The organism is Mariniflexile gromovii (assembly GCF_017814435.1).
GTDB lineage: Bacteria > Bacteroidota > Bacteroidia > Flavobacteriales > Flavobacteriaceae > Mariniflexile > Mariniflexile gromovii.
The window spans coordinates 1-26,219 of record NZ_JAGJCB010000010.1 but is presented as its reverse complement, the minus strand read 5'-3'; the positions used below and the strand labels follow the sequence as shown (position 1 = coordinate 26,219).

31 protein-coding genes and 1 tRNA gene are annotated in these 26,219 nt (G+C 34.0%); 10 read left to right on the top strand and 22 right to left on the bottom strand.

Annotated features, from left to right (window positions below; genetic code table 11):
• Positions 1-38 precede the first annotated feature (38 nt).
• The 5 genes from J8H85_RS11150 to recF all read right to left on the bottom strand — a co-directional run bounded on the left by J8H85_RS11150 (position 39) and on the right by recF (position 2,450).
• Positions 39-230: a cold-shock protein gene (locus J8H85_RS11150; RefSeq protein ID WP_132217323.1), complete on the bottom strand. Its 192-nt coding sequence runs from the start codon at positions 228-230 to the stop codon at positions 39-41.
• Between the two features lie 142 nt (positions 231-372).
• Positions 373-564 carry a cold-shock protein gene (locus tag J8H85_RS11145; protein ID WP_092847583.1) on the bottom strand — a complete coding sequence of 64 codons (192 nt, stop codon included), beginning with the start codon at positions 562-564 and terminating at the stop codon, positions 373-375.
• A gap of 158 nt (positions 565-722) precedes the next feature.
• Positions 723-914 (bottom strand): cold-shock protein, encoded by a 192-nt coding sequence (locus J8H85_RS11140; RefSeq protein ID WP_034044451.1) that lies wholly within the window; start codon positions 912-914, stop codon positions 723-725.
• Between the two features lie 98 nt (positions 915-1,012).
• Positions 1,013-1,309, bottom strand: coding sequence for a DUF721 domain-containing protein (locus J8H85_RS11135; protein ID WP_209655276.1), 297 nt, complete (start codon positions 1,307-1,309; stop codon positions 1,013-1,015).
• Between the two features lie 61 nt (positions 1,310-1,370).
• Complete coding sequence (recF, locus tag J8H85_RS11130; RefSeq protein ID WP_209655275.1) at positions 1,371-2,450, bottom strand: DNA replication/repair protein RecF; 1,080 nt, start codon at positions 2,448-2,450, stop codon at positions 1,371-1,373.
• 140 nt (positions 2,451-2,590) lie between these two features.
• On the opposite strand from recF, the gene J8H85_RS11125 reads away from it, so the two are divergent.
• The 7 genes from J8H85_RS11125 to J8H85_RS11095 all read left to right on the top strand — a co-directional run bounded on the left by J8H85_RS11125 (position 2,591) and on the right by J8H85_RS11095 (position 9,049).
• Positions 2,591-3,361, top strand: a complete 771-nt coding sequence (locus J8H85_RS11125; RefSeq protein ID WP_209655274.1) for a tetratricopeptide repeat protein — start codon at positions 2,591-2,593, stop codon at positions 3,359-3,361.
• Position 3,362: 1 nt separating this feature from the next.
• Positions 3,363-3,848, top strand: a complete 486-nt coding sequence (gene ribH, locus J8H85_RS11120; protein ID WP_209655273.1) for a 6,7-dimethyl-8-ribityllumazine synthase — start codon at positions 3,363-3,365, stop codon at positions 3,846-3,848.
• Positions 3,849-4,246: 398 nt separating this feature from the next.
• The gene (locus J8H85_RS11115; RefSeq protein WP_209655272.1) at positions 4,247-4,534 is read left to right on the top strand and encodes a riboflavin synthase subunit beta; all 288 of its coding nucleotides are present in this window, start codon (positions 4,247-4,249) and stop codon (positions 4,532-4,534) included.
• Positions 4,535-4,537: 3 nt separating this feature from the next.
• The gene (gene mutL / locus J8H85_RS11110; protein ID WP_209655271.1) at positions 4,538-6,388 is read left to right on the top strand and encodes a DNA mismatch repair endonuclease MutL; all 1,851 of its coding nucleotides are present in this window, start codon (positions 4,538-4,540) and stop codon (positions 6,386-6,388) included.
• Between the two features lie 3 nt (positions 6,389-6,391).
• On the top strand, positions 6,392-7,159 hold the full coding sequence (locus J8H85_RS11105) for a rhomboid family intramembrane serine protease (RefSeq protein WP_209655270.1): 768 nt from the start codon (positions 6,392-6,394) through the stop codon (positions 7,157-7,159).
• On the top strand, positions 7,159-8,019 hold the full coding sequence (locus tag J8H85_RS11100; protein WP_209655269.1) for a rhomboid family intramembrane serine protease: 861 nt from the start codon (positions 7,159-7,161) through the stop codon (positions 8,017-8,019). Before J8H85_RS11105 ends, J8H85_RS11100 begins: the two co-directional genes overlap by 1 nt.
• 1 nt (position 8,020) lies before the next feature.
• On the top strand, positions 8,021-9,049 hold the full coding sequence (locus J8H85_RS11095; protein WP_209655268.1) for an endonuclease/exonuclease/phosphatase family protein: 1,029 nt from the start codon (positions 8,021-8,023) through the stop codon (positions 9,047-9,049).
• 135 nt (positions 9,050-9,184) lie between these two features.
• On the opposite strand, the gene J8H85_RS11090 is transcribed toward J8H85_RS11095, so the two are convergent.
• The 9 genes from J8H85_RS11090 to J8H85_RS11050 form a co-directional block, all read right to left on the bottom strand.
• Positions 9,185-9,493, bottom strand: a complete 309-nt coding sequence (locus J8H85_RS11090; RefSeq protein WP_209655267.1) for a DUF6122 family protein — start codon at positions 9,491-9,493, stop codon at positions 9,185-9,187.
• The gene (locus J8H85_RS11085; protein WP_209655266.1) at positions 9,493-10,116 is read right to left on the bottom strand and encodes a WbqC family protein; all 624 of its coding nucleotides are present in this window, start codon (positions 10,114-10,116) and stop codon (positions 9,493-9,495) included. Before J8H85_RS11085 ends, J8H85_RS11090 begins: the two co-directional genes overlap by 1 nt.
• A gap of 12 nt (positions 10,117-10,128) precedes the next feature.
• Positions 10,129-10,491, bottom strand: coding sequence for a four helix bundle protein (locus tag J8H85_RS11080; RefSeq protein ID WP_209655265.1), 363 nt, complete (start codon positions 10,489-10,491; stop codon positions 10,129-10,131).
• 41 nt (positions 10,492-10,532) lie between these two features.
• Positions 10,533-12,104 (bottom strand): signal peptidase I, encoded by a 1,572-nt coding sequence (lepB, locus tag J8H85_RS11075; protein WP_209655264.1) that lies wholly within the window; start codon positions 12,102-12,104, stop codon positions 10,533-10,535.
• 61 nt (positions 12,105-12,165) lie between these two features.
• Positions 12,166-12,870, bottom strand: a complete 705-nt coding sequence (gene dapB, locus J8H85_RS11070) for a 4-hydroxy-tetrahydrodipicolinate reductase (RefSeq protein ID WP_209655263.1) — start codon at positions 12,868-12,870, stop codon at positions 12,166-12,168.
• 38 nt (positions 12,871-12,908) lie between these two features.
• The gene (locus J8H85_RS11065) at positions 12,909-13,523 is read right to left on the bottom strand and encodes a DUF5683 domain-containing protein (protein WP_209655262.1); all 615 of its coding nucleotides are present in this window, start codon (positions 13,521-13,523) and stop codon (positions 12,909-12,911) included.
• Positions 13,513-14,424, bottom strand: coding sequence for a ParB/RepB/Spo0J family partition protein (locus tag J8H85_RS11060; protein WP_209655261.1), 912 nt, complete (start codon positions 14,422-14,424; stop codon positions 13,513-13,515). The genes J8H85_RS11065 and J8H85_RS11060 overlap by 11 nt, the downstream gene beginning before the upstream one ends.
• Before the next feature lie 2 nt (positions 14,425-14,426).
• Complete coding sequence (locus tag J8H85_RS11055) at positions 14,427-15,191, bottom strand: ParA family protein (RefSeq protein ID WP_209655260.1); 765 nt, start codon at positions 15,189-15,191, stop codon at positions 14,427-14,429.
• A 267-nt stretch (positions 15,192-15,458) separates the two neighbouring features.
• On the bottom strand, positions 15,459-15,971 hold the full coding sequence (locus J8H85_RS11050; RefSeq protein WP_209655259.1) for a lactoylglutathione lyase family protein: 513 nt from the start codon (positions 15,969-15,971) through the stop codon (positions 15,459-15,461).
• A gap of 120 nt (positions 15,972-16,091) precedes the next feature.
• Between J8H85_RS11050 and J8H85_RS11045 the strand changes: the two genes are divergently transcribed.
• Positions 16,092-16,403 (top strand): winged helix-turn-helix transcriptional regulator, encoded by a 312-nt coding sequence (locus J8H85_RS11045; RefSeq protein ID WP_209655258.1) that lies wholly within the window; start codon positions 16,092-16,094, stop codon positions 16,401-16,403.
• 22 nt (positions 16,404-16,425) lie between these two features.
• Here J8H85_RS11045 and scpA read toward each other — a convergent pair whose 3' ends face one another.
• The 8 genes from scpA to J8H85_RS11005 all read right to left on the bottom strand — a co-directional run bounded on the left by scpA (position 16,426) and on the right by J8H85_RS11005 (position 25,425).
• Positions 16,426-18,549, bottom strand: coding sequence for a methylmalonyl-CoA mutase (gene scpA, locus J8H85_RS11040; protein WP_209655257.1), 2,124 nt, complete (start codon positions 18,547-18,549; stop codon positions 16,426-16,428).
• On the bottom strand, positions 18,549-19,193 hold the full coding sequence (locus J8H85_RS11035; protein ID WP_209655256.1) for a hypothetical protein: 645 nt from the start codon (positions 19,191-19,193) through the stop codon (positions 18,549-18,551). Before J8H85_RS11035 ends, scpA begins: the two co-directional genes overlap by 1 nt.
• Entirely contained in the window at positions 19,186-20,574 is a 1,389-nt protein-coding gene (locus J8H85_RS11030) for a methylmalonyl-CoA mutase subunit beta (protein WP_209655380.1), read from the bottom strand. The genes J8H85_RS11035 and J8H85_RS11030 overlap by 8 nt, the downstream gene beginning before the upstream one ends.
• Positions 20,567-20,890 carry an FtsB family cell division protein gene (locus J8H85_RS11025; protein WP_209655255.1) on the bottom strand — a complete coding sequence of 108 codons (324 nt, stop codon included), beginning with the start codon at positions 20,888-20,890 and terminating at the stop codon, positions 20,567-20,569. Before J8H85_RS11025 ends, J8H85_RS11030 begins: the two co-directional genes overlap by 8 nt.
• 1 nt (position 20,891) lies before the next feature.
• Entirely contained in the window at positions 20,892-21,497 is a 606-nt protein-coding gene (gene udk / locus J8H85_RS11020) for a uridine kinase (protein WP_209655254.1), read from the bottom strand.
• A 69-nt stretch (positions 21,498-21,566) separates the two neighbouring features.
• Positions 21,567-21,968, bottom strand: coding sequence for a c-type cytochrome (locus J8H85_RS11015; RefSeq protein ID WP_245243793.1), 402 nt, complete (start codon positions 21,966-21,968; stop codon positions 21,567-21,569).
• Between the two features lie 10 nt (positions 21,969-21,978).
• Positions 21,979-23,103: a PQQ-dependent sugar dehydrogenase gene (locus J8H85_RS11010; protein WP_209655253.1), complete on the bottom strand. Its 1,125-nt coding sequence runs from the start codon at positions 23,101-23,103 to the stop codon at positions 21,979-21,981.
• 24 nt (positions 23,104-23,127) lie between these two features.
• Positions 23,128-25,425: a TonB-dependent receptor gene (locus J8H85_RS11005; protein ID WP_245243792.1), complete on the bottom strand. Its 2,298-nt coding sequence runs from the start codon at positions 25,423-25,425 to the stop codon at positions 23,128-23,130.
• 132 nt (positions 25,426-25,557) lie between these two features.
• Here J8H85_RS11005 and J8H85_RS11000 point away from each other — a divergent pair.
• Positions 25,558-25,632: transfer RNA gene (locus J8H85_RS11000), tRNA-Pro, on the top strand.
• A gap of 251 nt (positions 25,633-25,883) precedes the next feature.
• On the top strand, positions 25,884-26,219 hold a 336-nt coding region (locus tag J8H85_RS10995), incomplete at its 3' end, for an Arm DNA-binding domain-containing protein (protein WP_245243791.1).

Genomic DNA, 26,219 nt, shown 5'->3' with positions numbered 1-26,219 from the left:
GGGATTTTTTGTGTCTTAAAAAAATTAAATAGTATATATTAAATTACTTTTACATTTACTGCGTTTAATCCTTTTTTACCTTCTTTAAGTTCAAATTCAACTTCGTCGCCCTCACGAACTTCGTCAATTAAACCTGAAATGTGAACAAAATGTTCTTTTTTTGAACCTTCTTCTACTATAAAACCAAATCCTTTGGCATCATTGAAGAATTTAACTGTCCCTTTACTCATACTTTAAATTATTAAATTAATATTATAAATGTACTATAAAAAAACATGAAAAAAAAAATGTTTTTTTAAGAAAGTTTAAAAAACAAAAAAGTCTATCAAATTGATTGATAGACTTTTAATTGTAATTGTTAAAGTGTATGTGTTAGATTACTTTCACGTTTACTGCGTTTAAACCCTTTTTACCTTCTTGTAAATCGAATTCAACGGCATCACCTTCGCGAATTTCATCAACAAGTCCTGAAATGTGTACGAAATGTTCTTTGTTGTTGTCATCTTCAGTGATGAATCCAAAACCTTTAGAATCATTGAAGAATTTTACGGTACCTTTATTCATGTTATAAATATTAAATATTAATTATTGTTTCAAAAGTACCGCTAAATATCATAGCAAGTCATGTATTTTACAGTTAATTTGATTTTGAAGTTAAATTCAACAAAAAAGTCTATCAAATTGATTGATAGACTTTTAATGTAATTGTTAAAGTATATGTATTAGATTACTTTTACGTTTACGGCGTTTAATCCTTTTCTACCTTCTTGTAGATCGAATTCAACTGCATCACCTTCACGAATTTCATCGATAAGTCCTGAAATGTGTACGAAATGTTCTTTGTTGTTGTCATCTTCAGTGATGAATCCAAAACCTTTTGAATCATTGAAGAATTTTACGGTACCTTTACTCATTGTAATTTATTTATAAAAATTTAAGGGACAAAGGTAGTATAATTTTTCAGACATCGGTGCTTTTTATTGTTTTTTTTATTTCAAATAGTTTTACCTAATTATCTTAGGATCAATTTTTTAATAATTTCTTTTCCTAATTCTTCATTAAGCATCTTTATTATTTTTTCCTTTCCGTAACTTAATTCTTCTCGTAAAACACTCGAATTAAGTTGTATATAAAGTGTGTCGCGCTCTAAATTTACAGCAGTGGTGTAATTATTAACACCATTGCCCATTAAATTTGCCCAAGCATCGGCTACGTTTACTTTATTTAGGCCTTTTTCCAGTTTATTGGTCTCCACAAATTCCTTTAATGCGTCCGATATGCTTATATGTTCGTTGTTGCGTTTTGCCATTTTTGGTTTGGTTAATGGGTTTTAGGTGCTAGATGCTAGGTGTTGGTGTTCGGTCTTCCCGTTATAATTTAAAAATCTCATAACTTTGGTGTACTTGCTTTACGGCATTTTCAGTACGTTCAGCATGGGTGTCACTTATAAATAGTTGCCCGAAATTTTCATTATCAACTAATTTAATAATTTGTGCCACACGATTTTCATCTAATTTATCAAAAATATCGTCAAGTAATAAAATAGGGTTTACGTTGCTTTGTGCTTTTATAAAATCGAATTGCGCCAACTTTAAAGCTATTAAAAACGATTTTTGCTGCCCTTGACTTCCAAATTTTTTAATAGGATGATTTTCAATATTAAAATGTAAATCGTCTTTATGGATGCCTACACTGGTATATTGTAAGGTTTTGTCTTTATTGATGTTTTTTTGAAGCAACGTGTTCAAATTGTCTTCATACAAATCGCTGTGGTAGTTTAGCTCAACAACTTCGTTGCCATTGCTTATGGCTTCATAACGTGCTTTAAAAATGGGGATGAATGTTTGTAAAAAAGCATGGCGTTTTTCAAAAATAACTGTGCCAAATTCGTTTAACTGGTTATTGTAAACCTCTAATGTGTCTTTATTAAAGGTATGGTTTAAAGCGAAATATTTTAAAAGTGCATTGCGTTGCGCCAATATTTTGTTGTAATTTATTAAGTTGCTTAAATAGTTTTTATCGCTTTGCGAAATGACACTGTCAATAAATTTCCGTCGGGTATCGCTGCCTTCAATAATTAAATCCCTATCGGCTGGCGAAATAATAACAAGCGGTAAAAAGCCAATGTGTTCACTAAATTTTTCATAAGCCTTTCCATTGCGCTTAATCACTTTGGTTTGTCCGCGTTTTAAACTTATCACCACTTTTTCAAGTTTATTTTCCTTTTCATAATCACCATGAATCACAAAAAAGTCTTCGTCGTGCTTAATATTTTGGGTTGCAACGGGATTAAAATAACTTTTTCCAAAGGATAAATGGTAAATGGCATCCAAAACATTGGTTTTTCCAATACCGTTGTAGCCAACAATACAATTTATTTTATCGTTGAAAGCGAAGGTTTTACTATCGAAATTCTTGTAATTTAATAATGAAAGTGATTTTAAAATCATAAAAAAGCTAACTTAAACGGTATAAAGAATATGGAACTCTTTAAAAGGATGTGCAAATTATTGAAAAATATCAAATAAATAGGCTTTTAGTTATGAAGAAAAATTATATTTTTGCGGCGCATTAATTTTAGACTAAATACATGGCAACTTATAATAAAAGAGGATACAAACCAAAAACAAAAGAAGAAAAGGTAGAAGAGGTAGAACAACATTCTGCTACCGCCGAGGTTTTTAATACACTTGATGAAACTGCATCAAAAACTGAAGACTTCGTTGCAAAAAACCAAAAATACATTTTTATTATTATTGGTGTGGTTGCTGCCGTTGTATTAGGTTATTTAGGTTATAAAGAGTTTGTTGCAAAACCTAAAGAGGTTACAGCTATGAACGATATGTTTCAAGCTCAAAAATACTTTAACGATGCTGTAAACGGTACTGCTAAAGATTCACTTTACACGTTGGCCTTAAAAGGTGGTGAAGGTAAATTTGGTATGTTGGACATTATTAAAGAACATAGCGGAACCCCATCTGCAAACTTAGCTAATTACTATGCGGGTACTGCTTATTTACATTTAAAAGATTATAAAAATGCGATTGAACATTTGAGTAATTTTAAAAGTGATGATGAAATATTAGCACCTTTAGCAAAGGGTAATATTGGTGATGCGTTTGCACAATTGAACCAGCCTGAAGACGCTTTAGACTATTATGAGCAAGCTGCTGAATTGCGCAACAATGAATACACAACCCCAATGTATTTATATAAAGCAGGTATTACGGCATTAGATTTAGGGAAGGCAGACAAAGCGCTTACCTATTTTAACAGAATTAAAGAAGAATATCCAAATTCATCTGAAGCAGGAACCATAGAAGTATTTATTGGTAAGGCTCAGGTATTGGCAAACAAATAATATGGCTACGGCAAACAAAAATTTATCCGATTACGATAAAACAACAATCCCAAATGCGAGCAAGTTTCGGTTTGGGATTGTTGTTTCAGAATGGAACGATACCATAACCGAAGGTTTATACCAAGGTGCTTATGATGCGCTTATAGAAAATGGGGCATTGCCTAACAACATCATCCGTTGGAATGTTCCTGGAAGTTTTGAGCTTATCTACGGAAGTAAAAAAATGCAACAGCAAATGTTAAACGCTGTTATTGCCATTGGTTGCGTTATTCAGGGAGAAACCAAACATTTCGATTTTGTGTGTGAAGGTGTCACACAAGGGATAAAAGACCTTAATGTATTACATGAAACACCTGTAATCTTTTGTGTGCTTACCGACAATACCATGCAGCAATCCATCGATCGTTCTGGTGGAAAACATGGTAACAAAGGAACAGAAGCTGCCATTGCTGCTATCAAAATGGCTGAATTGCGGAAAAATAGTTGAAAAATAAACAATTTTAAAATTCCAAATTCCAGAGCTATACGATTATATGCTTATGGGATTTGGAATTTATTTTTTGGAATTTTTTAGCATTTCAATCTTCGGTTTCTGCCTATTTTTAAGTATTTTTGAGGGATTAAGAATGCATTCACTTTGTTAAAACAACAAAAAAATAAAACCTTTAATTATCAATCTGCTTTTTCAAAAGAAAAAGGATCGGATAATAACTTAGAAGACTCTAAGAACAAAGACTTTGTTTCTCAGTGGAAGCGTCGTAGCGAAAGAAGCCGAAAAGTAAAAGGTGCTATGCCAATACGAACACTCATTATAGTTTTGGTATTATTATTGATTTGCATGTATTTGTTAGATAAGAAATTCATGTAAACAAAAACTTAGAAATTATGGCAATTTTAAAACAACGAAAAAATAAAAAATTCAGCTATACACCACGTTATTTTGACGATAAAGGTGAAGGTAACCCTTTTGAAATTAAACATAAATTTGACGAATATAGAAAAACCGTAGGAGGCAATACAGGTTTAAAAACTAAAATTGTAAATGCTTTCAACGAGCTAAAAAGTAACCCTGATAAACAAGCAGACAGACGTATTCTAATCATTATAGCAGTGCTAGTTTTTATTTTTTTAGCCATTATTGAATTCGATTTGTCTATTTTCTTTTCTAAATAATACATGGCAGACATTATACAGCTATTACCAGATCATGTAGCAAACCAAATAGCTGCTGGAGAAGTTGTACAACGTCCTGCTTCTGTAGTTAAAGAATTATTAGAAAATGCTATTGATGCCAATGCAACAGTTATAAAGCTCATTATAAAAGACGCTGGCAAAACACTCGTTCAAGTTATTGATAATGGTAAGGGAATGAGTACCACAGATGCCCGATTAAGTTTTGAACGCCATGCTACATCTAAGATTCGTACTGCCGATGATTTATTTCATTTAAACACTAAAGGATTTCGTGGTGAAGCCTTAGCAAGTATTGCGGCAATTGCTCATGTGGAGTTAAAAACGAAACAAGAAAATGATGAGGTTGGCAATAGTATTGTGATAGAAGGTAGCACCATTGTGTCTCAAGAAGTGGTGGTAACACCAAAAGGAACGTCTGTTTCTGTAAAAAATCTATTTTTTAATATCCCTGCGCGTCGTAATTTTTTAAAATCGAATACGGTAGAACTGCGCCATGTTTTTGATGAATTCCACCGTGTAGCGCTGGCACATCCCACCATTAGTTTTGCCATGTATAATAATGGAAGTGAGTCATTCAATCTTCCAATAAGCAATTACAGGCAACGCATCGTTAATATCTTCGGAAACAAAACAAACGAAAAGTTAGTGCCTGTTGAAGAGGATACGGAGGTTTTAAAAATAGCAGGATTTGTCGGAAAACCGGAGTATGCAAAAAAAACCAGAGGAGAACAATACTTTTTTGTGAACAATCGGTTTATTAAAAGCCCTTATTTAAATCATGCTATATCTTCAGCGTTTGAAGGCTTGCTTAAAAGCGGAAACCATCCAAGTTATTTTTTAAATTTAACGGTAAACCCCGAAACCATAGATATTAATATCCATCCTACTAAAACGGAGATTAAGTTTGATGATGAGCATACCATTTATGCCTTACTGCGTTCGGCAGTAAAGCACAGTTTGGGGCAATTTAATATAGCACCTGTATTAGATTTTGAACGTGATGCTAGTTTGGATACGCCTTATAATTTCAACAATAAAGAAACGAGTTCGCCAGTTATAGAGGTAGACAGGAGTTTCAATCCATTTAAAGAAAGTTATACGTCCGGAAAGCAAACAACGGCATTTAAAAAACAAACCCCAACTAATTGGGATAGTTTGTATGTAGGTTTAGAATCAAAAGGAACCAAAACCGAACACGATTTTAGCGAAGTTCATTTTGAAACTGAAGAAACTACCATTTCTGCTTTTAGTGATGCTAATAAAATTGAACAATCTAAAACCACCTATCAACTTCATAATAAATACATTGTAAGTACTATAAAATCGGGTATGTTGGTTATAGACCAGCATCGGGCGCACCAACGTATTTTGTATGAAGATTTTCTTAAGAGTTTAACCATTAAGGAAGGGGTGAGCCAACAATTGTTGTTTCCTTTGGAACTGCATTTTTCTTCACAGGAAATTCAAATTATCCATCAATTAAAAGAAGATTTAGAGCATACCGGTTTTGTATTTTCAAACGTTAATAGCGAAACTATTGAAATCACTGGTGTTCCTATATCGGTTCCAGAAAGTGAAGTATCCATTATTTTAGAACAATTAATTAGTGATGTTGAGAATGAAGTGCCCGATACACATTTTAGCGCTACCGATTTGTTGGCAAAATCGATGGCTAAAAGTTTAGCCATTAAAAAAGGACAATCACTATTAAAAGATGAACAAGAGCATTTGGTAAATAAACTATTTGCATGTAAAGAACCCAATGTTTCACCTACTAATCGAACAACATTTATAACCATGAGTGTTGATGAATTAGATAAAAAATTTATATAGATTATGATGCGAATTTCTGATACCGTTAAGCATTTAATTATTATTAACGTTTTGATGTTTATCGGAACGTTATTTATTGCAAATGGTGCTTTTTATGAATGGTTTGCTATGTATTTTCCAAAAAACGACTTGTTTAAACCTTGGCAAATTATAACGCATATGTTCATGCATGGTGGAGGTGATTTAAATAATTTAAGCATTACACATTTATTGTTTAATATGTTCGCATTATGGATGTTTGGAACACCTGTAGAACAAGTATTAGGTTCTAAACGTTTTCTGTTTATTTATTTTTCTGCGGGTTTAGGAGCAGCTGCGTTGCAATTAGGGTATTACTATTTTCAATACATCCCTAATTTTAATTCGTTATTAGCTTCGGGGTTAAGTCCAAACGATATCCATTTAATGTTGTCAACCAATAAAGTATTATCAGGAGTTACTCAATCGCAACTTTTAGAATTACAAAATATTTTTCCAGTGTATAATGCATCAATGGTTGGAGCTTCCGGTTGTATAATGGGTGTTTTGGCTGCATTTGGTATGATGAACCCCAATGCGGAACTGATGCTTATATTTTTACCTATTCCTATTAAGGCCAAATATTTTATACCGGGTATTATTATATTAGATTTAATTTCAGGTATCACTGGTCAGTCTTTCTTTAGCCCTAGTAATACCGCTTATATGGCACACGTTGGTGGAGCACTTACCGGATTTTTTATAATGTGGTATTGGAAAAAAAATCAGTTTAATAGTAACCGTTGGAATTAATGAGTTTAACAAACGACATAAAATTCAAATTAGCTAACCTAAATGTTTTAGAAAAACTTATAGCTGTTAATCTAGTAGTTTATATACTGGGGTTATTTTTAAATTTGAATTGGTTTGAATTACCAAGCAACTTAAGCAATTTTATAACAAAACCATGGGCCATAATTACCTATGCTTTTGTGCATTATGATTTTTTACATATCCTATTTAATATGCTTTGGTTGTATGTTATCGGGCGTATGTTTTTAAATTTATTCAGTGCTAAAATGGCTTTGAACATTTACTTTCTCGGGGCCATGTCTGGAGGGTTATTATTTATGTTATGCTACACCTTGTTTCCAAGTATATTTGGTGCCAATTCCAATTTGGTAGGAGCTTCAGCAGCAGTAAGAGCGTTATTAATTTTTCTTTGTGCTTATATGCCAAACCAAGAAGTGCGTTTCTTTATGTTTAACATAAAACTTTGGTACATTGGTTTAGCAATTGTAGTGTTGGATGCTTTTGGTGTTTTTGCAGGAATAAGTAATCCAGCAACAGGTAATGCCGGTGGAAATTTAGCACACTTGGGCGGAGCGTTATTAGGATATTTTTACGCAAAGCAACTATTGAAAGGTGATGATATTGGTAAAGGTTTTGAACGTTTTATGGATTTATTTGCCAATATGTTTAAACCATCAAAAAAAGGACCTTTAAAAACCGTTCATAAAAATAAAAGTAAGGTTGGTGGTTATACTAAAGCCGATTTTAACGAGTTTAATAATCAAAAGAAAATAGACGTCATTTTAGATAAAATAAGCAAAAGCGGTTACGATAGTTTAACGGCAGAAGAAAAAGAATTTTTATTCAGGGCAGGGAAGTAGCATGAAACAATTAAGCACCATAAATAAAATCATCTACGTCATCAATATTTTGGTTGCTATTGTTCTATTGCTAGCTTATGCGTTGCCATTTTTGTCGCCACGCGCATTTTCCGTGTTATCGGTTCTTAGTTTGGGCGTGCCTTTTTTAATTTTATTGAATGTATTGTTTTTCTTGTATTGGTTAATTGGCATAAGAAAGCAACTCTTCATATCGTTGATAGTGCTTCTTATAGGGCAAATGGTTTTTGGCTCTCTTTACAAGTTTTCAGAATCAAAAAAAGTTGACAATCCGAATAATATAAAGGTGATGAATTTCAATGTACGATTGTTTAATCTGTACGATTGGATTCCCGAAAAAAATATAGAAACCAAAATAGTCGATTTCGTTAAAACCGAGGCCCCAGATATCTTGTGTATTCAAGATTACCGCCCGAATCCAGATACTGATTTTTCTTTTTACAAGTACAAGTTTGAAAAAGTATCAGGAAAAAAAATACTCACGGGTCAAGCCATTTTTTCTAAATTTCCTATTATCAATTCTGGTTCTTTGGAATTTCCAAATACATACAACAATGCCATTTTTGCCGATGTTGTAAAAGGAAAAGACACGATTAGGGTTTACAACCTGCATCTGCAATCGTTGAAAATTGATACCGATGTAGAAAAGCTTAAACAGGAAAGTACCTCGCGTATTTTTAAAAAAATTGAAAATACTTTTAAAAGACAGCAGTTCCAATCTGAAATATTTTTACAGCATAAAAAACAGTGTCATTATAAGATGATTGTTTGCGGCGACTTCAACAATACCGCTTATTCGTATGTGTATAGAAAAATTAAAGGCGATTTAAATGACACATTTAAAGAAGCAGGCAATGGTTTTGGACGCACGTATGAGTTTAAATTTTTCCCTGTAAGGATTGACTATATTTTTTCCGATAAGGCTTTTGCAGTAAATGGTTTCAAGTCTTACAATCAACATTTCTCCGATCATTATCCGCTTATGGCAACTTTAAGTTTGGATAAGGAATAGTTTACAGTCTCAGTATTCAGTCTCAGTTTTTTTATTCTGAAATCAAAAATCCTTCCCCGTTAAACTTTTTAACGAAAGCACTTTGATTCTTTGCAACTTTGAAGCTTTGAAACTTTGCAACTTTGCCACTTGAAATTACATCAAAGCACAATCTACCATATCAGCAATAATATGGATTACCAAACCCAAACCCACCAAGCGTGATTTCTTGGGGAAGCATAAAAATATATAAAACAAAATCGCAAAACTAGAGTGTAAAGGATGAAACCCAATACTACACCGGTTTGGGTCGAAAATAGGGTTTGCCAATAGGTGGTCCAAATCAATCAGCATACCTAAAACCATGATGAGGTAGGCGTATTTCCAATTCTGTTTATAAAAAACCAAAGCAACCGCTAGCGGTAATAAAAAATGGCAACCGTAATGTGCTACAGTTTGTAACATTATTGAAGGGTTATGGTTTGAGATTCTAAGTAATTAAGTGCGTTTGGACCTTCGTTAAATAGCAAGTCTAAAATACTTAAATTAGGGATAAATCCGTGTTTATCACTAAAAACTTGGGTGTAGGCATCAAATTGTTGCGGTTGCTCTTTCTTAGCGTTCACTAAGGGTCTAAAATCTGTTGTATTAGAAATCTCCTTTTGATAAATTTCAGATTTTGAAGTCTGTATATCCAATTGCAAGCATTCGCAAATAACCTCGTAACACTTTAAATTATAGTTTAAAATATAATCGGCTTTTACGTTGAATAACGGTTGAAGCTCATCTTCATAATATTCAAAAAAGGGCGAAGTTCTGTAGGCTGAAAGTAACGATTTCCAATGATTGCTTTGCCAGTTTTCTTCATTAAAAATTTTAACATCCCGATACTTTTGCCTGTTCTTTTGTGTATGAACAACAGGAATGTTTAAAGCGAGTTTACCATTGGCACCGTAAATATAGCTACGGTTTCGGTAGGTTTGCTTTAAAAAATTATCATCAACCTCAAACACTACATGGTCGGCATTTGCTATGGCAACAAAATGCGCTATGTTTGGGAAGTATGTGGGGTGGAGTATGATGTTCATTTGTTGATGCGTTTATTTGTTTATTTGATAGTTTCGTAACGCATTCAACTTATTAGTTATACTTTCAATTTGTTCTCTCAAAGCAGTATATGCATCTAAATCAATAAAATCTAGTTCATAAGAAATTATAATTTGATTTAATACTTCAACAGCAGAACTGAAAGCCATTATTGTGAAATGTGCTTTGTCTTTATTGGTTTTTCTTGCAGACCCTTCAGCAATATTTGAACAAATAGAAATAGAAGCTCTTCTCAATTGAGAAGTTAACCCAAATTTTTCGTCGGGTGAAAATTTACTGGTAATTGTGTAAATATCTTTGGATAGCTTTTTCGCTTCAATCCAAACTTCCAATTTTTCAAAACTATAAGTATACATTTCAACAAATCAACAAATCAACAAATCAACGAATAAACGTATCAACTATTCATCCTCCTAGCTCTCCATTTGTTAAAACCAATCCATCCTAACAATAATACAAGAAAAGGAATAAGGTATGAAGTTGCTTTGCCTTCACCACTAACGGTTGTAAAGAAACGATCCCAACGTGGTTTTTTTCCATCCCAACTCATCCAAATAAATACAGGTTTCCCCACTACGTGGTCGAAAGGTACAAAGCCCCAAGCTCTGGCATCTATGGAATTGTGGCGGTTATCACCCATCATCCAATAGTAATTTTGTTTAAAGGTATAGGTAGTGGCTACTTCACCATTGATTAAAATTTGATTGCCTTTTACCTGTAATGTATTGCCTTCGTATTCGGTAATAACACGTTTGTAAAGTGGTAAAACTTTTAAATCAATATCGATGGTTTTTCCTTTTTCTGGTATATATAACGGACCAAAAAAGTCTACGTTCCAATTATAATTTGGGTCGTGAGGAAAAATATTAGCATCCCTAACACCTTTTTCTTGAATATTTGGTGTGATGCTTACTACGTTAGGATTGTCCTTAAATTTAGCTAAAGCTTCATCTGAAATCGCAGAGAAATAATAGGTGTTTTGGTCGTTTATAATGCCGAAACCATCTGTAATATCATAACGTTCCTTTAGGAAAAGCGGATTGAATTGCGATGTTTTTGGCTGTACAAAGTAGCTAAATTGCAAATGTGCTCTATCTGGTAATTCGTTTTTCTTTCCGTTGATGTAAACAAAACCTTCACGGACTTCTAAAGAATCACCAGCAATACCCACACAACGTTTTACTAAATTTGTTTTTTTGTCAATAGGCTTGTAATAGTTTCTGTCTGGATGAAAATCATTCATATCCAACAGTGTATCGGCTGGTTGGTTGAAAACTACAATATCGTTTCTTTCTATGTCTTCAAACCCTGGAATTCTAAGGTAAGGTAGTTGTAATTTATTTTTCCAAGAACTACTTTCTTTATGGTCATCAAACAAATAGGATTTCTTTTTTAACCCCGGAATGGTATCGTGTACCATAGGAGCAGCAACGGTTGTCATAGGTACTCTGGCACCATAATGAAACTTGCTAACAAATAGAAAATCGCCAACCAACAACGATTTTTCTAAAGATGATGATGGAATGGTAAACGGTTGAATGAAATAGGTGTGAACTATAGTGGCGGCTACAATAGCAAAAAGAATAGAGCTTACCCAGTCTCCCACATCAGACTTTGGTTGTAAGCTTCTGTTTTCAATGTATGTAACATCGGTGACATAGTTTAAGTAGTAATTATAAAATCCTAAAGTTATAACAGCTAAAAACGTGTCTAAAGTTGCGTTTTTGCCAAAACTTCTAGCGGTTTCTACCCAAACAACAGCTAACATAATGAGGTTAACTATGGGTAAAAATAAAAGAATGACCCACCACCACGGACGATTAATGATTTTCATTAAAACAACACCATTATACACAGGTACAAAGGCTTCCCATGCTTGTCTTCCTGCTTTAATGTATAATTTCCAAGTGCCTAAACCATGTATTACTTGAATAATTAAGATGAAAATAAACCATTGCATCAAAGTCATAATCGTATTTTTTTATTTTTAGTAGTTAAACTTAATCAAGCTGTTACTTGTTTTGTAAGGATTAACCAATATTTAACACATCGTTCATAGTGAAAACACCTGTTTTTCCTGCAATCCATTCAGCAGCTATAACAGCACCTAAAGCAAAACCTTGGCGTGTATGAGCTACGTGTTCTATAGTAATAGTATCTACTTCGCTTTCATAATTAACGGTGTGTGTTCCTGGAACATCTTCAATACGTTTTGCTACAATAGGAATGGTTTTTTCAGCGGCTTCGTCCAATTTCCAAGCATCGTAGTTGGCATTATTTGCAATAATATCATTCGCTAAAGAAATAGCGGTTCCACTTGGAGCGTCCAGTTTTTGTGTATGATGGATTTCTTCCATAGAAACGTTGTACTGTTTTAAAGTGGTCATCATTTTTGCCAAGGTTTTATTAAGCTCGAAAAAAATGTTAACACCTAAACTGTAATTTGAAGCGTAAATAAACGCCCCTTTCTTTTCTTTGCACAAAGCAACCGCATTATCGTAATTTTCTAACCAACCCGTAGTTCCAGAAATTACGGGAACATTATGGTTGATGCAGTTTGAAATATTATCAAAAGCCACCGTTGGAATACTGAAATCGATAGCAACATCAGCTTTGGTAATATCATACTCTTCATCATCTTTATCAACGGTCAAAACAATGGTATGCCCGCGTTTAATAGCTATTTGCTCAATGGTTTTTCCCATTTTTCCGTATCCAAGTAGCGCTATTTTCATTTATTTATAGTTTTAATTTGCAAAATGCCCATAATGGGCTAAAATTTAAAATTTAAAGTTAACCCGAGATTGCTTGTTGCATCAATCTCATTGATTCTATAATGTGGTGCCAAAGATAGGTTTTCATCCACATTAAATTGCATTAAATGCGCATCAACATTGGCGTCTATAATATTAAGGGCATAAATGCCAAGTGTTACCAAAAGCGAAATTTCTTTGTTTTTTTTATAGAATTTTTGTCCGCGTTGTAAACCATCTGTAGACACACGAGGTGTCGTTAGTTGGACACCTTCGGCATCATAGTAAAATTCATCGGTAGTTAAACCTGCAAGTCTACTTTTATAAGCATCTCTATAGCGGTTGTATTCTTTGTTGTTGGTTGAGTAGAAATAGATACCTGTAGCCAATCCACCATAAACTAAAGGAATTTTCCAATATCTTTTGTTGTAAGCTTGCCCCAAACCAGGTAACACAGCCGAGTAAAAAGCGGCTTTTGCAGGCGAAAGCGGATTGTAGGAGTTTTTAATTTCTATAATGGAATCGGCAACAATAGCATTGGTAATCTCTTCTTCTTTGTTGTTTTTTTCTTGTGCTGTTACTAAGCAGCAAATTAATAGTGAAAATAGAGTAGCTATAAAGAGTTTATTTGGCACCTTCAACTAATTTTTTAATACGATTAAAATCTTCTTCAGAATGAAACGGAATGGTAATTTTTCCTTTTCCATTCTTAGAGACTTTAACGTCTATTTTATGCCCAAAGTATTCCGAAAAAGCTTTAATGCCCTCTTTTATGTGGTTTGGAGTAATTTCTCCCTCCTCTTTTTTAGGAGCAACTTTTACTTCTTGCGTTGTATTGTAGTTGCGAACTAGGTTTTCAGTATCTCTAACCGATAATTCGTTTGAAAGCACTTTTTCGTAAATATCCAATTGAATACTAGTATCTTCAACGGTAATTAAAGCACGGCCATGCCCCATGGAAATAAATCCATCACGCATTCCTGTTTGAATGATAGGGTCTAATTTTAATAAACGCAAATAGTTGGTAATGGTTGAACGTTTTTTACCAACACGTTCGCTCATTTGTTCTTGTGTTAAATTGATTTCGTCAATTAAACGTTGGTATGATAAGGCAATTTCAATAGGGTCTAAATCTTGACGTTGAATGTTTTCAACCAAAGCCATTTCCAACGATTCTTGATCGTTTGCTATACGAATGTATGCAGGAATGGTTTCTAACCCAATTAATTTTGAAGCTCTAAAACGACGTTCACCCGATACCAATTGGTACTGGTTAAAGCCTAATTTTCTAACAGTTATAGGCTGAATAATGCCCAATTCTTTTATAGATGAAGCTAATTCGCGTAGTGATTCTTCACTGAAATTGGTACGCGGTTGAAATGGGTTAACTTCAATAAATTCAATATCTAATTCAATAATATTCCCAACAACTTTATCTGCATTTTTATCTTGTGCAGTTTGTATGTCGTTGCTTGGGTCTTTTAAAAGTGCCGATAAACCTCTTCCTAAAGCTTGTTTTTTAATTGCCTTAGCCATAATTAAGCGTTTTTGTTTATAATTTCTTTTGCCAAACTTAAGTAGTTTGAAGCGCCTTTACTGGCCGCATCGTAATTGATGATGCTTTCTCCAAAACTTGGTGCTTCACTTAATTTTACATTTCGTTGTATAATGGTTTGGAATACCATATCGTTAAAATGTTTTTGAACTTCTTCAACTACTTGGTTAGACAATCTTAAGCGAGAATCGTACATGGTTAGCAATAAACCTTCTATGTCCAATTCTGGATTGTGTATTTTTTGAACACTTTTGATGGTGTTTAAAAGTTTTCCTAACCCTTCAAGCGCAAAATATTCGCACTGTATAGGTATTATAACGGCATCGGCAGCTGTTAGGGCATTTAGTGTTAATAAGCCTAAAGACGGTGCACAATCAATTAAAATATAATCGTAATCGTCTTTAATTTCTGCCAAAGCTTTTTTCAGCATATACTCTCTAGACTCTTTGTCAACTAATTCTATTTCAATAGCTACTAAGTCTATATGCGCTGGAATAATATCTAGATTTGGCGTTTCTGTTTTTAAAATAGCATCCTTTACAGAACTTGAATGTTCTAAAAGTTGGTACGTACCTATTTCTATTGAGTCTACGTCAATTCCTATTCCGGAAGTTGCATTTGCTTGAGGGTCAGCATCGATAAGTAAGACTTTTTTTTCTAGAACACCTAGTGAAGCAGCTAGATTTATGGATGTTGTTGTTTTTCCAACGCCTCCTTTTTGATTTGCAATTGCAATGATTTTACCCATTAATTGATTTGGTTTTATGAACGGTAAAAATACAATTATTTATGAGGAATAAAAACCCAAATTGTTAACAGATTAATAAAGCCATAATTAAACTCAATTTATTTTAAATTTGTAGGTGTTTCAACGAGATTTCGATAGTTTGTTGTCGGTTTTTAAGGCATAATTTGAAAAATAATAAATTATTCTATTTATAATTTATGAAAAAGCCAATCTCCTAAATTTAGAAGATTGGCTTTTTTTATCAATTTAGATGTTTTACCACCCATTTTAATTGGCATAAGCCCCAGATGAATATGTTAATTCATAACTGTGTGTGTAAACTTCAAAAACAATTCCGAAGGGATCTTCAACATAGCACATTCTGTATGGCTTATCGCCAGGATAATAAGCCCTAATAGGCATTCTTTGTTTACCGCCATGAGCCACAATTTTTTCAATTAATCCTTCAATATTTGGATCTTGAACGCAAAAATGAAATAAACCGGTATTGAAAGGGTTAAAATCGGGAGCTTTTTTTACACCGTTTGGAAAGGAAAATAATTCGATTCCAATGCCATCGGATGTTGCTAAATGCGCAATTTCGAAATATTCCCAATCTTCACCAAAAACGTCTATACACATCTGTCCAATGGCGGTGTCGTTTTCTTTTTTTACTTTGGAAGGTTCCATAATTACATACCATCCCATAACTTCAGAATAGAATGTAACGGCTTCATTGATATTTGGAACGGTAATGCCAATGTGTGAAAATGATTTCGGATAATCTTTATTTAATTTCATAATTTTGAATTTATTATGCAAAATACGTATATATTTGCTTTATAAGCAATAACTTACTTAAAAGTAATATACTTACTAAAAAGGGTAAAATGTGGATTATCAATTAATTATAATGTTTAAATGAATGAAAATAATGAGTGCACACTTCATTATACCATGAATTTAATTGGGACAAAATGGAAACCTTTAATATTGTTTCATTTACTTGAAGGCTCTTTACGTTCGGGAGTGTTGCAAAAAAAAGTACCAGGAATTTCAAACAAAATGTTTACACAAAGTGTGAGGGAGTTAGAGCAAGATGGTCTTATTGTTAGAAAAATTTTCCCAGTTGTACCTCCTAGAGTTGAATACAAACTAAGTGATAAAGGACAATCTCTTGAAACTATTTTAAGAAGTTTAGATACATGGGGTTCTGAAAATTTCCAGAAATAGGAAAGTTGTAATCCTTTGCTTATTAACCAATCAAAATTTCTAAAATCTGTATGGCAGCATCACTAATTTTTGTGCCAGGGCCAAAAACTGCTGTAGCGCCAGCTTCTAATAAAAACGGATAATCTTGTTTTGGAATAACGCCACCAACAATAACCATAATATCATGGCGACCGTAGTTTTTAAGTTCAGCAATAACTTGCGGAACCAAGGTTTTATGACCAGCTGCTTGCGATGAAATACCTAAAATATGTACATCATTTTCAATGGCTTGTTTCGCTACTTCTTTTGGTGTTTGAAATAGTGGGCCAATATCAACATCAAAACCAACATCGGCATAACCTGTCGCTACTATTTTAGCACCTCGGTCATGACCATCTTGTCCCATTTTTGCAATCATGATACGAGGTCTTCTGCCTTCTTGTTTTGCAAACGTATCTGCTAATTCTTGAGCTTTTTTAAAGGAAGCATCATTTTTTATTTCTTTACTATACACACCAGAAAACGATTTTATTTCAGCTTTATAACGTCCAAAAACTTCTTCAAGGGCATCACTAATTTCTCCCAGTGTTGCACGTTGGCGAGCTGCTTCAATAGCTAAAGCTAGTAAATTTTCTTGGCCTGTACGTGCTGCTTCGGTTAATTTTGATAAAGCTTCTTTAACTTTTTCAGCATTTCTTTCAGCTTTAATGGCGTTTAAACGTTCCATTTGTTGTTTACGAACGGTTTCGTTATCAACTTCAAGCGTAACGATGGTATCTTCTTTTGTAAGTTTGAATTTATTAACGCCTACAATAATATCTTGATTGGAATCGATTCGGGCTTGTTTTTTTGCGGCTGCCTGTTCAATACGCATTTTTGGTATGCCAGCTTCAATAGCTTTGGTCATGCCACCAAGTGCTTCAATTTCTTCAATTAATCCCCATGCCTTTTCAGCTAGGTCGTGCGTTAGTTTTTCTACATAAAAACTACCCGCCCATGGATCTACTGTTTTCGTTATTTGAGTTTCTTTCTGTAAAAAAAGTTGTGTATTTCGGGCAATTCGAGCCGAAAAATCGGTTGGTAACGCCATAGCTTCATCTAAAGCATTGGTGTGTAAGCTTTGGGTGCCTCCAAAAACGGCAGCAGCAGCTTCAATGGTAGTTCGTGCAATGTTGTTAAAAGGATCTTGTTCTGTTAAACTCCATCCAGAGGTTTGGCAATGTGTTCTTAAAATAAGAGATTTTTCATTTTTTGGGTGGAATTGTTTCACCAATTTAGCCCAAAGCATGCGTGCAGCGCGCATTTTTGCAATTTCCATAAAATGGTTCATGCCAATGGCCCAAAAGAAGGATAGGCGAGGAGCAAAGGTGTCAATATCCATGCCTGCATCCAGTCCTTTTCTAATATACTCTAAACCGTTAGCTAGGGTGTAAGCAAGTTCAATATCGCAAGTAGCGCCAGCTTCCTGCATGTGATATCCCGAAATGCTGATGCTGTTGAACTTTGGCATATGTTTGCTGGTATATTCAAAAATATCAGCAATGATTTTCATGGAAGCCGTAGGTGGGTAAATGTACGTATTGCGTACCATGAATTCCTTTAAAATATCATTTTGGATAGTTCCTGAAAGCTGTTCTAATTTTACACCTTGTTCTTCAGCCGCAACAATGTAGAATGCCATAATGGGCAAAACAGCACCATTCATGGTCATGGAAACACTCATTTTATCGAGCGGAATTTGGTTGAAAAGAATTTTCATGTCTTCCACCGAATCGATGGCTACACCCGCTTTTCCAACATCACCCTGTACACGTTCGTGGTCGCTATCGTACCCGCGGTGCGTTGCTAAATCGAAGGCAACAGAGAGTCCTTTTTGTCCAGCTTCCAAATTACGTTTGTAAAAAGCATTACTTTCTTTTGCGGTAGAAAAACCAGCATATTGCCTAATAGTCCATGGTTTTTGAAGGTACATGGTACTGTAGGGTCCACGTAGGTACGGCGATATACCAGCGGCAAAATTGAGGTGTTCTAAACCTTCAATGTCTTGTTTTGAATAGGTTGATTTTACATCAATGCCTTCAGAGGTTGTAAAAGTTTCAAAAGTAGGTTTCTTTTGTCTTCCGTCTTCCGTCTTTAAAATAATATGTTGAAGATTTTTTCTGGACATTATAAAATCATTTTTTGTAAAAAAGGGTCGAAATTCACATCAAAACCAGTAAGCAATTGGATATAAATGGTTTTCTTATTGGCAGAGAGGATGTATGAAGCATTGTAGTTAGTAAGCTGTTTCTTTTTGTGGTCTATTTTGTGAATAGCTTTAAACAGTTGCATCTTGTCGGTAGCACTATATTTTGCAGTTATTTTAGTTATTTCTAGGTTCGATTCTTTAGCTATTTTCTTGTTGTTTAAACTAATCATCCCTAAAATAAATTGTGCATCACCTTTATGTATGGGCATGTAAGTCATGGTGTTTATGGTAAAAGTAGAACGTGTTTCTTCATCAAAAAAGATGTAAAAATTACCTTCCATTTCACGTAAAGACTCCAAACGTTTTAGTTCTAGTTCAAAATCTTTTTTGTTGGCTAAAGAATCTAAAAGTTTTTCATATCCAGCTCTTGAATATTTTTTAAAGGTATCTGGTAAATAAATTTTTATTTGGTCTTGGGTTAAAAAATGATATTTACCTTGAACGTCTTCAATATCGTTGATTTCAATCCAATTTTTAACATCTTTCGCAATCGTTAAGCATGATGTACTGCTTAGCATTAAAAAGCTAAAAAGGATAACTAATATGAAGGGGTTTTTATTCATTTTTTAAACGTTTTTGTTCTAAAGTTTCTGCTAAACGTTTTTCAATAATAGGTTCAATTAACGTCTTCCTTTGATGCGTTTTTACAAAAGGATAAATTTCTAATTCGTTTTTCATTGCATCATTAGGGTTTGGAAGTTTGTTTGTTCCTAATAAAATAATTTCAGTATCATTAAACTGTTGTTGTTCTTTCGCGGCACTTTCTTTTATTTTTCGCTGAATGGTGCCTTCTTTAAGTTGCACTAAAAAACCGCCATTCGATTCTATATCTTTAAATAGTGTTAAGGACTTTTCAGCAAGTTGCTGCGTTAAAGATTCGATATAATATGTGCCGTCCGATGGGTTGTTTACCTTATCAAAATAACTTTCATGTTTCAAGATTAAAAGCTGATTTCGAGCCATTCGTTCGCTAAACGCATTGGCTTTTTTGTACATAACATCGTATGGTAAATTGCAAATGGTATTGGCACCACCAAGTACAGCACTCATGCATTCGGTGGTAGTGCGAAGCATATTGGTGTTATAATCGTAAATGGTTTTATTGCGTTTTGTAGGAATGGCAAAAATGTTGCAATTGGGGTTTACTTCATATTCCAAAGCTAATGTGTTCCAAAGTAGCCTTAAAGCACGTAATTTGGCGATTTCAAAAAAGTAATTGGAACCAACAGAAACCTCAAAGGTTATTTTTAAATTTTGTTTGGTTTCAGTATTAAGACTATTGTCAAAAGTATTTAGGTATTCATTGGCATGGGCTAGGGCATAAGCCAATTGTTGCACCATATTGGCACCAGCATTTTGGTATAACGTGGTGTCTACATTAAAAGATTTGGTTTTTTGTACTATTGATTTGAATTTTGAGAAATCATCATTCAAATTTTGGAACCAATTGCCCGTTCTAGCTAGGTTTCCTATAATGTCGGTTTGAATACTTATTTTGTTTTCAGAAGCGATTTTTTTACTGAGTTCAAGGTGACATTCGTTTAGTTTGTTTATGAATGCTTCTGAAAGAAATTGAAGTTCAAAAAAAACAGGAATGTTATCAAGGTTTTTGAGTAAATCTAAAACCGAAATATCTGGATTTGGAATGATGAATTTGATGCTTTCTGCACCTCGTTCAATAGACTTTATGGCTTTTTTATTGGATTTTTCAACATTGGCAACAAAAATGGTTTGGCAAATGCTCCATTGGGTTGCTTTGGTGTTTGAAACTTCAGGGAGTTCTTTAAAATCTTCAGCATTGTAAAAAGGTTTTACTGAAATATCTTCGTTGCTTTTCCAAACAAGTGTTTCATTATAATCAGCCCCTTTTAAATCGAACTGAATTTTTTGTTTCCACTGTTTTGCTGAAACCCCATTGAATTCATCAAACAAACCATTAGTCATCATCTTTAGTTTTTAAGCTGTCTTCATATTCAATAATATAAATTTCCTCATTTTCTCGTTTCATATAATATTCTTCACGAGCAAACTTCTCTAAACCGTCTTTTGTATTTAAGGTTTTAACAGCTTTGTTATCTTTTTCAATTTCTTTTTTATAGTATTCTTTTTCATTTTCCAAGGCATCAATTTCAGTATTTAATTCATGATGGATTAACCATGAATTGGCATCGAAAAAAAGCATCCAAACAATAAATACGGCCAATATAAGTATGAATATATTTTTAAACGGTTTGAATATTTTGTGCTTAAAAAACGTCATTTTACAACTTGTTGTTTATAATAGTTCTAACAATATCTACGGCTACTGTGTTGTGTTTGTTGTTTGGTATAATGATGTCTGCGTACTCTTTCATAGGTTCTATAAACTGGTCGTGCATGGGTTTTAATGTGGTTTGGTAACGGGTTAACACTTCATCTAAATCTCTGCCACGTTCTGAAATATCGCGTTTTAATCTTCTTATTAAACGTTCATCGGTATCGGCATGCACAAAAATTTTAATATCGAACATATCGCGTAATTCGGGATGTGTTAAAATTAAAATACCTTCCACAATCATTACTTTTCTAGGGTGCGTTAAAATAGTGTCGCTGGTTCTATTATGTTTAACGAAAGAATAGACAGGTTGGTGTACAGGAAGGCCGTTTTTTAAATCTTTAAGATGACTTTCCAAAAGTTCAAAATCTATAGACCTTGGGTGATCAAAATTTATTTTTATGCGTTCATCGTAACTTAAGTGTGTGGTGTCTTTATAATAAGAATCTTGCGAAATAACGCCAACTTCACCTTCTGGAAGTTCGTTAAGTATTTGATTTACAACAGTTGTTTTGCCGCAACCTGTTCCTCCAGCAATTCCTATAATAAGCATGTGTAATTTTGTTTAATTAACCCGTTACAAAGTTAGTTAAAATGAAAGTCAATTAATGAGGCTCTTATTTTATTTTTTGACTTTTGAAACTTCGGCTTCGGTTACCATTTTGTCGTTTTTATTGCCCCAACTATTGTTAATGTAGTTCATAACATCGGCTACTTCATCATCACTTAAACCCAAAGGCGCCATAACCGTGTTGTATTTTTTTCCGTTTACGGTAATTTCACCTTGCATTCCAAATTTAATGGCTTTAATGCTTGCTTCTCTGTTTTTTAGAAGATAATCTGAATTTGCCAACGGCGGATACACCTTTTCTACACCCTTTCCGTTAGGTAAATGGCAGGTTACACAAAAATCGGTATAGATTTCTTCGCCACGTTCCATGCTCGATTTTAAAGCGCTGTTTTGAGAATTACTTGTAAATATGATTGAAAGCGTAACAAATAAGGTTAATAGGGTTGATTTCATAGTTTTATAATTAATTTTTAGGGACAATTTTAAAGATGCCTTTGCCTTCCACGGCTATGTAAATGTAACCGTCAGGCGCTTGAATAACATCTCTAACGCGACCAATTTTTTCAAATAACTTTTCACGCTTTATAACCTTGCCATTTTCTAAAACCAAACGTTCTAAATATTCGAATTTAAGTGAACCGACTAAGATATTTCCTTTCCAATCGGGGTATTTGTTTGATGTAGCAAACGCCATACCACTTGGTGCTATGGATGGAACCCAATAAAAAACAGGTTGTTCCATGCCTTCTTTTTCGGTAAGATCGGTAAAAGAAGTGCCACTATAATTAATGCCATAGGAAATAACAGGCCAACCAAAGTTTTTCCCTTTTTGGATGATGTTAATTTCATCGCCGCCTTGTGGACCATGTTCGTGCTCCCAAATGTCTCCTATTTCAGGATGTTTTATAAGGCCCTGTGGATTTCTGTGCCCGTAGCTATAAATAGCTTTTTTAGCATTAGGTACGTTTACAAAAGGATTGTCTTCAGGGATGCGTCCATCATCATGCAATCTGTAAATTTTACCACAATCTAAAGTAAGGTCTTGCGGATTTATATCACGTTCTCCACGTTCACCAATAGAGAAATATAAGTAGCCATCATTGTCAAATTCAATTCGCGAACCAAAATGCTGCCCCTTTTTTGTGTTAGGTTCTGCTTTATAGAGCACTTCTTTTTCAACTAAAGTGTTGTTGTTGATTTTTGCTCGCATAATGGCCGTATTGCCCCCATCGCCTTCACCTTCCGCGGAAGCGTAAGAGAAATAAATCCAACCATTTGTTTCGTAGTTTGGGTGTAATTTGATACCCATAAAACCACCTTGACCACGCACATAAATATCGGGAACACCAGCTATCAATTGCTTTTGTCCGTTTTTAAAATGGATAAGTTCACCGGCTTTTTCGGTAATTAGCATACTGCCATCGGGTAAAAAAGCCATACCCCAAGGGATGTTTATATCTCCAACCACCAATTCTGTTGTATAGTTTAGGGATTCAGGGTCTTGCGCTTTTACTGAAGATTCCGTTTGTTGCGCGCATGCCATTAAGGATATTAGGGCTATAGTGAGTATTAATTGAAACTGTTTCATGTTCTTTTTTTGCTATAAATTTAGTTAAAACATATAACTTATGTTTATTCCGGTGTAATAATTAACAGGATTCCCTGGATAATAATATCTAGGGGCGGCACCACCAAAACCTGTGGCATTAATTAGTATTTGCGATGCATAATGGGTGTCAAAAATATTATCCAGCCCAAAATAAGCATTCCATTTAAGGTTTTTGTTTATTTGGTGTTTGTAGCCTAATTTGATGTTGGTTAAATTGTAACTATTTGTAAAAAGCGTGTTACTATCTGTAATAGGAATACGTCCAACATATTGATAATTAATGCTTATGTACACGCCTAATTTAGTGTCAAAGTCTATACCAGTATTTAAAACTTCTGACGGCACGCCTGTAAGTTTGTTTCCAGAGAAATTATTTCCATCATCAATAAATTCTTCAAATTTAAAATCATTAAGAGTATACGAAAGATAATGGTTCAATGAAATTGCTTCAGATCGAATCCATTGATATTTCAAAACGGTTTCCAACCCATTGTGCATGGTTCTTCCAGCATTTACGCCAATAAATTGATCGTCTCCCGTTCTTCTAGCTACTAAAAGATTGCGAACATCTAATCTATACAAAGCTATATTAAATTGTAAACGATTGTTGATGAACGCCGAACGTGTACCAACTTCAAAATTCCAACCCGTTTCCGGCTTTATGGAGGTGTTTATTAATCCGTCTGGAAGTAAAGTTTCTTCGGTTGAAGGAGGTGAAAAACCATGACTTACGTTTGAATATACATTGATGTTATCATTGAAAACATGTGAAATTCCATATTTTGGAGATACCATACCTTTGAAACTATAGGTGCCAGATAGGTCTGGGGATTCATTTGTTGTAAATTTATCTAATAAATCATAAGAAGTTTTGTTGAAATTCAATCCAACGGAAAGTGTGGTTTTTTCCGAAAGACTGTAATTGGTTTCAAAAAAGAGGTTGTAATAGGTGCGTTTTTCTTTAAAATCTGAAAACTTATCGCCTTCTACACTGCCGGTGCCTGCGGGAAAATCTTGATATAGATTTTCGTAGTTTCTCGATTTGTATGTGTCTTTAAATAGCTCGCCTCCAAGGGTCCAATTTAGTTTTTTAAAAGTGCCTAAAACATGACTTCTAATGCCAATAGCAGCCATGTTTTCAGTAAGAATATCAAAAGGCCTGGGTTCATAAGCATCTTTAAAAGAAGTGAAAATACTGGTTACTTGCTTTGTGTTGCTGTTGTATTGATGGTTCCAAGAAAGCCCTAATATAGCACGTTTAGAATCTCCATAACCCTTTGCTTGTGCCCAAGTGAAAGCGGCTTTTTTAGGATTGTTAAGGTAATCGTTTTCATTTATGGAACTGGGTATGAACCCTTTTAAATCTACGTAGCTACCTAGAAGCGTAATATCATCTTTGTCACTTAAAAAATGGTTGGTGTTTATGGTGAGAGTTTGTCGGTCATAATTATTGTTATCTCTATAGCCGTCGCTATGGGTGTTACTGTGTATCACTCGAAAACTATGTTTTTTAGAACCATGATTTACGTTAAAAACACTTTTCATAAGTCCGAAAGATCCAAAAGACACATCGCTTTGCGCTGTAGTTTGGTTTAAGTAAGCGCTTTGAGGTATTAAGTGTATGGTGCCACCAAGTCCCGCACCATAAATACTAGAACCAGCACCTTTAATGATTTCCAAACGCGAAATAGAACCTAGTTCAAAATCTTCAATGGTTGTTTCTCCGTTTCCGGAAGTCAAAGGAATATCTTGAAAGTAAGCTCTGATTTTTGAAGTGCCATATAGATTTCTCGATCCAATACCTCTAATAGAAATTTTATTGGTGTTTAATGCCCCCGATTGCATAAAAACACTGGGAACCCTGTTTAAAATATCAAGAACATTTGTTGTGTTGCCACGTTCTATATCTTTTGAAGTGATAATGTCTATGGTTGTATTGGCTCTTTGTAGGTTTTGGGGGATATGACTTGCGTTTACAATAACTTCATTTAGATTTGAAGGATTTATTTCCAATTGAATAATAGTATAACCAGAATTTAAATGTTCGTTTTTTGTTTGATAACTTGTTTTTGAAAATTGATAATTACCGGCTTCTTTCAATTCAAATTCACCTAAATTGTTTGAAATTACTATGTTATTGTTTTGCGTGTTTTTAATTGTTGCGTTGGCAATAGGAGTCTTGGTTTCGCTATCAATAATTTTACCTGTTAGAAGTGCTTGTGAATAGGCATCCATTAGACAAATAAAAAAAACACCCAAAAAGAACATCTTTTTTAAGATAAGGAAATTTGGCTGCGTCATTTTTTGATAAAAATAGGTTAGGTTGCTTTGTGTTTAATAGGTAAAAATATATTTTTTAAAATTAAATTAAATAATTGGTTTCTATATTATATAAAAAAGTATATTTGCATCCCGTTAGAATAAAACTAACTTCGGGGTGTAGCGTAGCCCGGTTATCGCGCCTGCTTTGGGAGCAGGAGGTCGCAGGTTCGAATCCTGCCACCCCGACAAATTAGTATATCAATCAATATCAAAAACCTGTTAATCGTATGATTTACAGGTTTTTGTATTTTTAACAGTATCATAGTAAAGTAAAAAATACTGTTAAAAAAGTCAACAAATCGGATAACAAATATAGTTTAAGAAAAGTGTTGACCGAATTGTTAAAATTCAGTAATTAGTTGGTAGAATAAATGTATCTTTAAAGTGATTTGACTTTCGTCTGGTAATAAAATTAATATTAACAAAAAGACGAAATCATGAAAACAACAGCAACTTTCAGTATTCTATTCTGGGCAGATTTTTCCAGAGCAAAAAACAATCAAGCCTCCATTTACGCAAGAATTACCGTCAATGGCAAACGGGCTACCATCAGTTTAAAGCGAAAAGTACCGATATCCGATTGGGATGCCCATAAAGGCAGGTCTCGAGGTACCAACAAAAACACAAGAACCCTCAACAATTATTTAGAGGAAGTCAACAGTAGCCTTTTTAAATGCTACCAAGATTTAAAACTGGAACAAAGGCTCATTACCTCCCAAGCGGTTAAGGCAAGATACCTTGGAGAAGATGAGCAAAACCATTCCGTTGAGGAT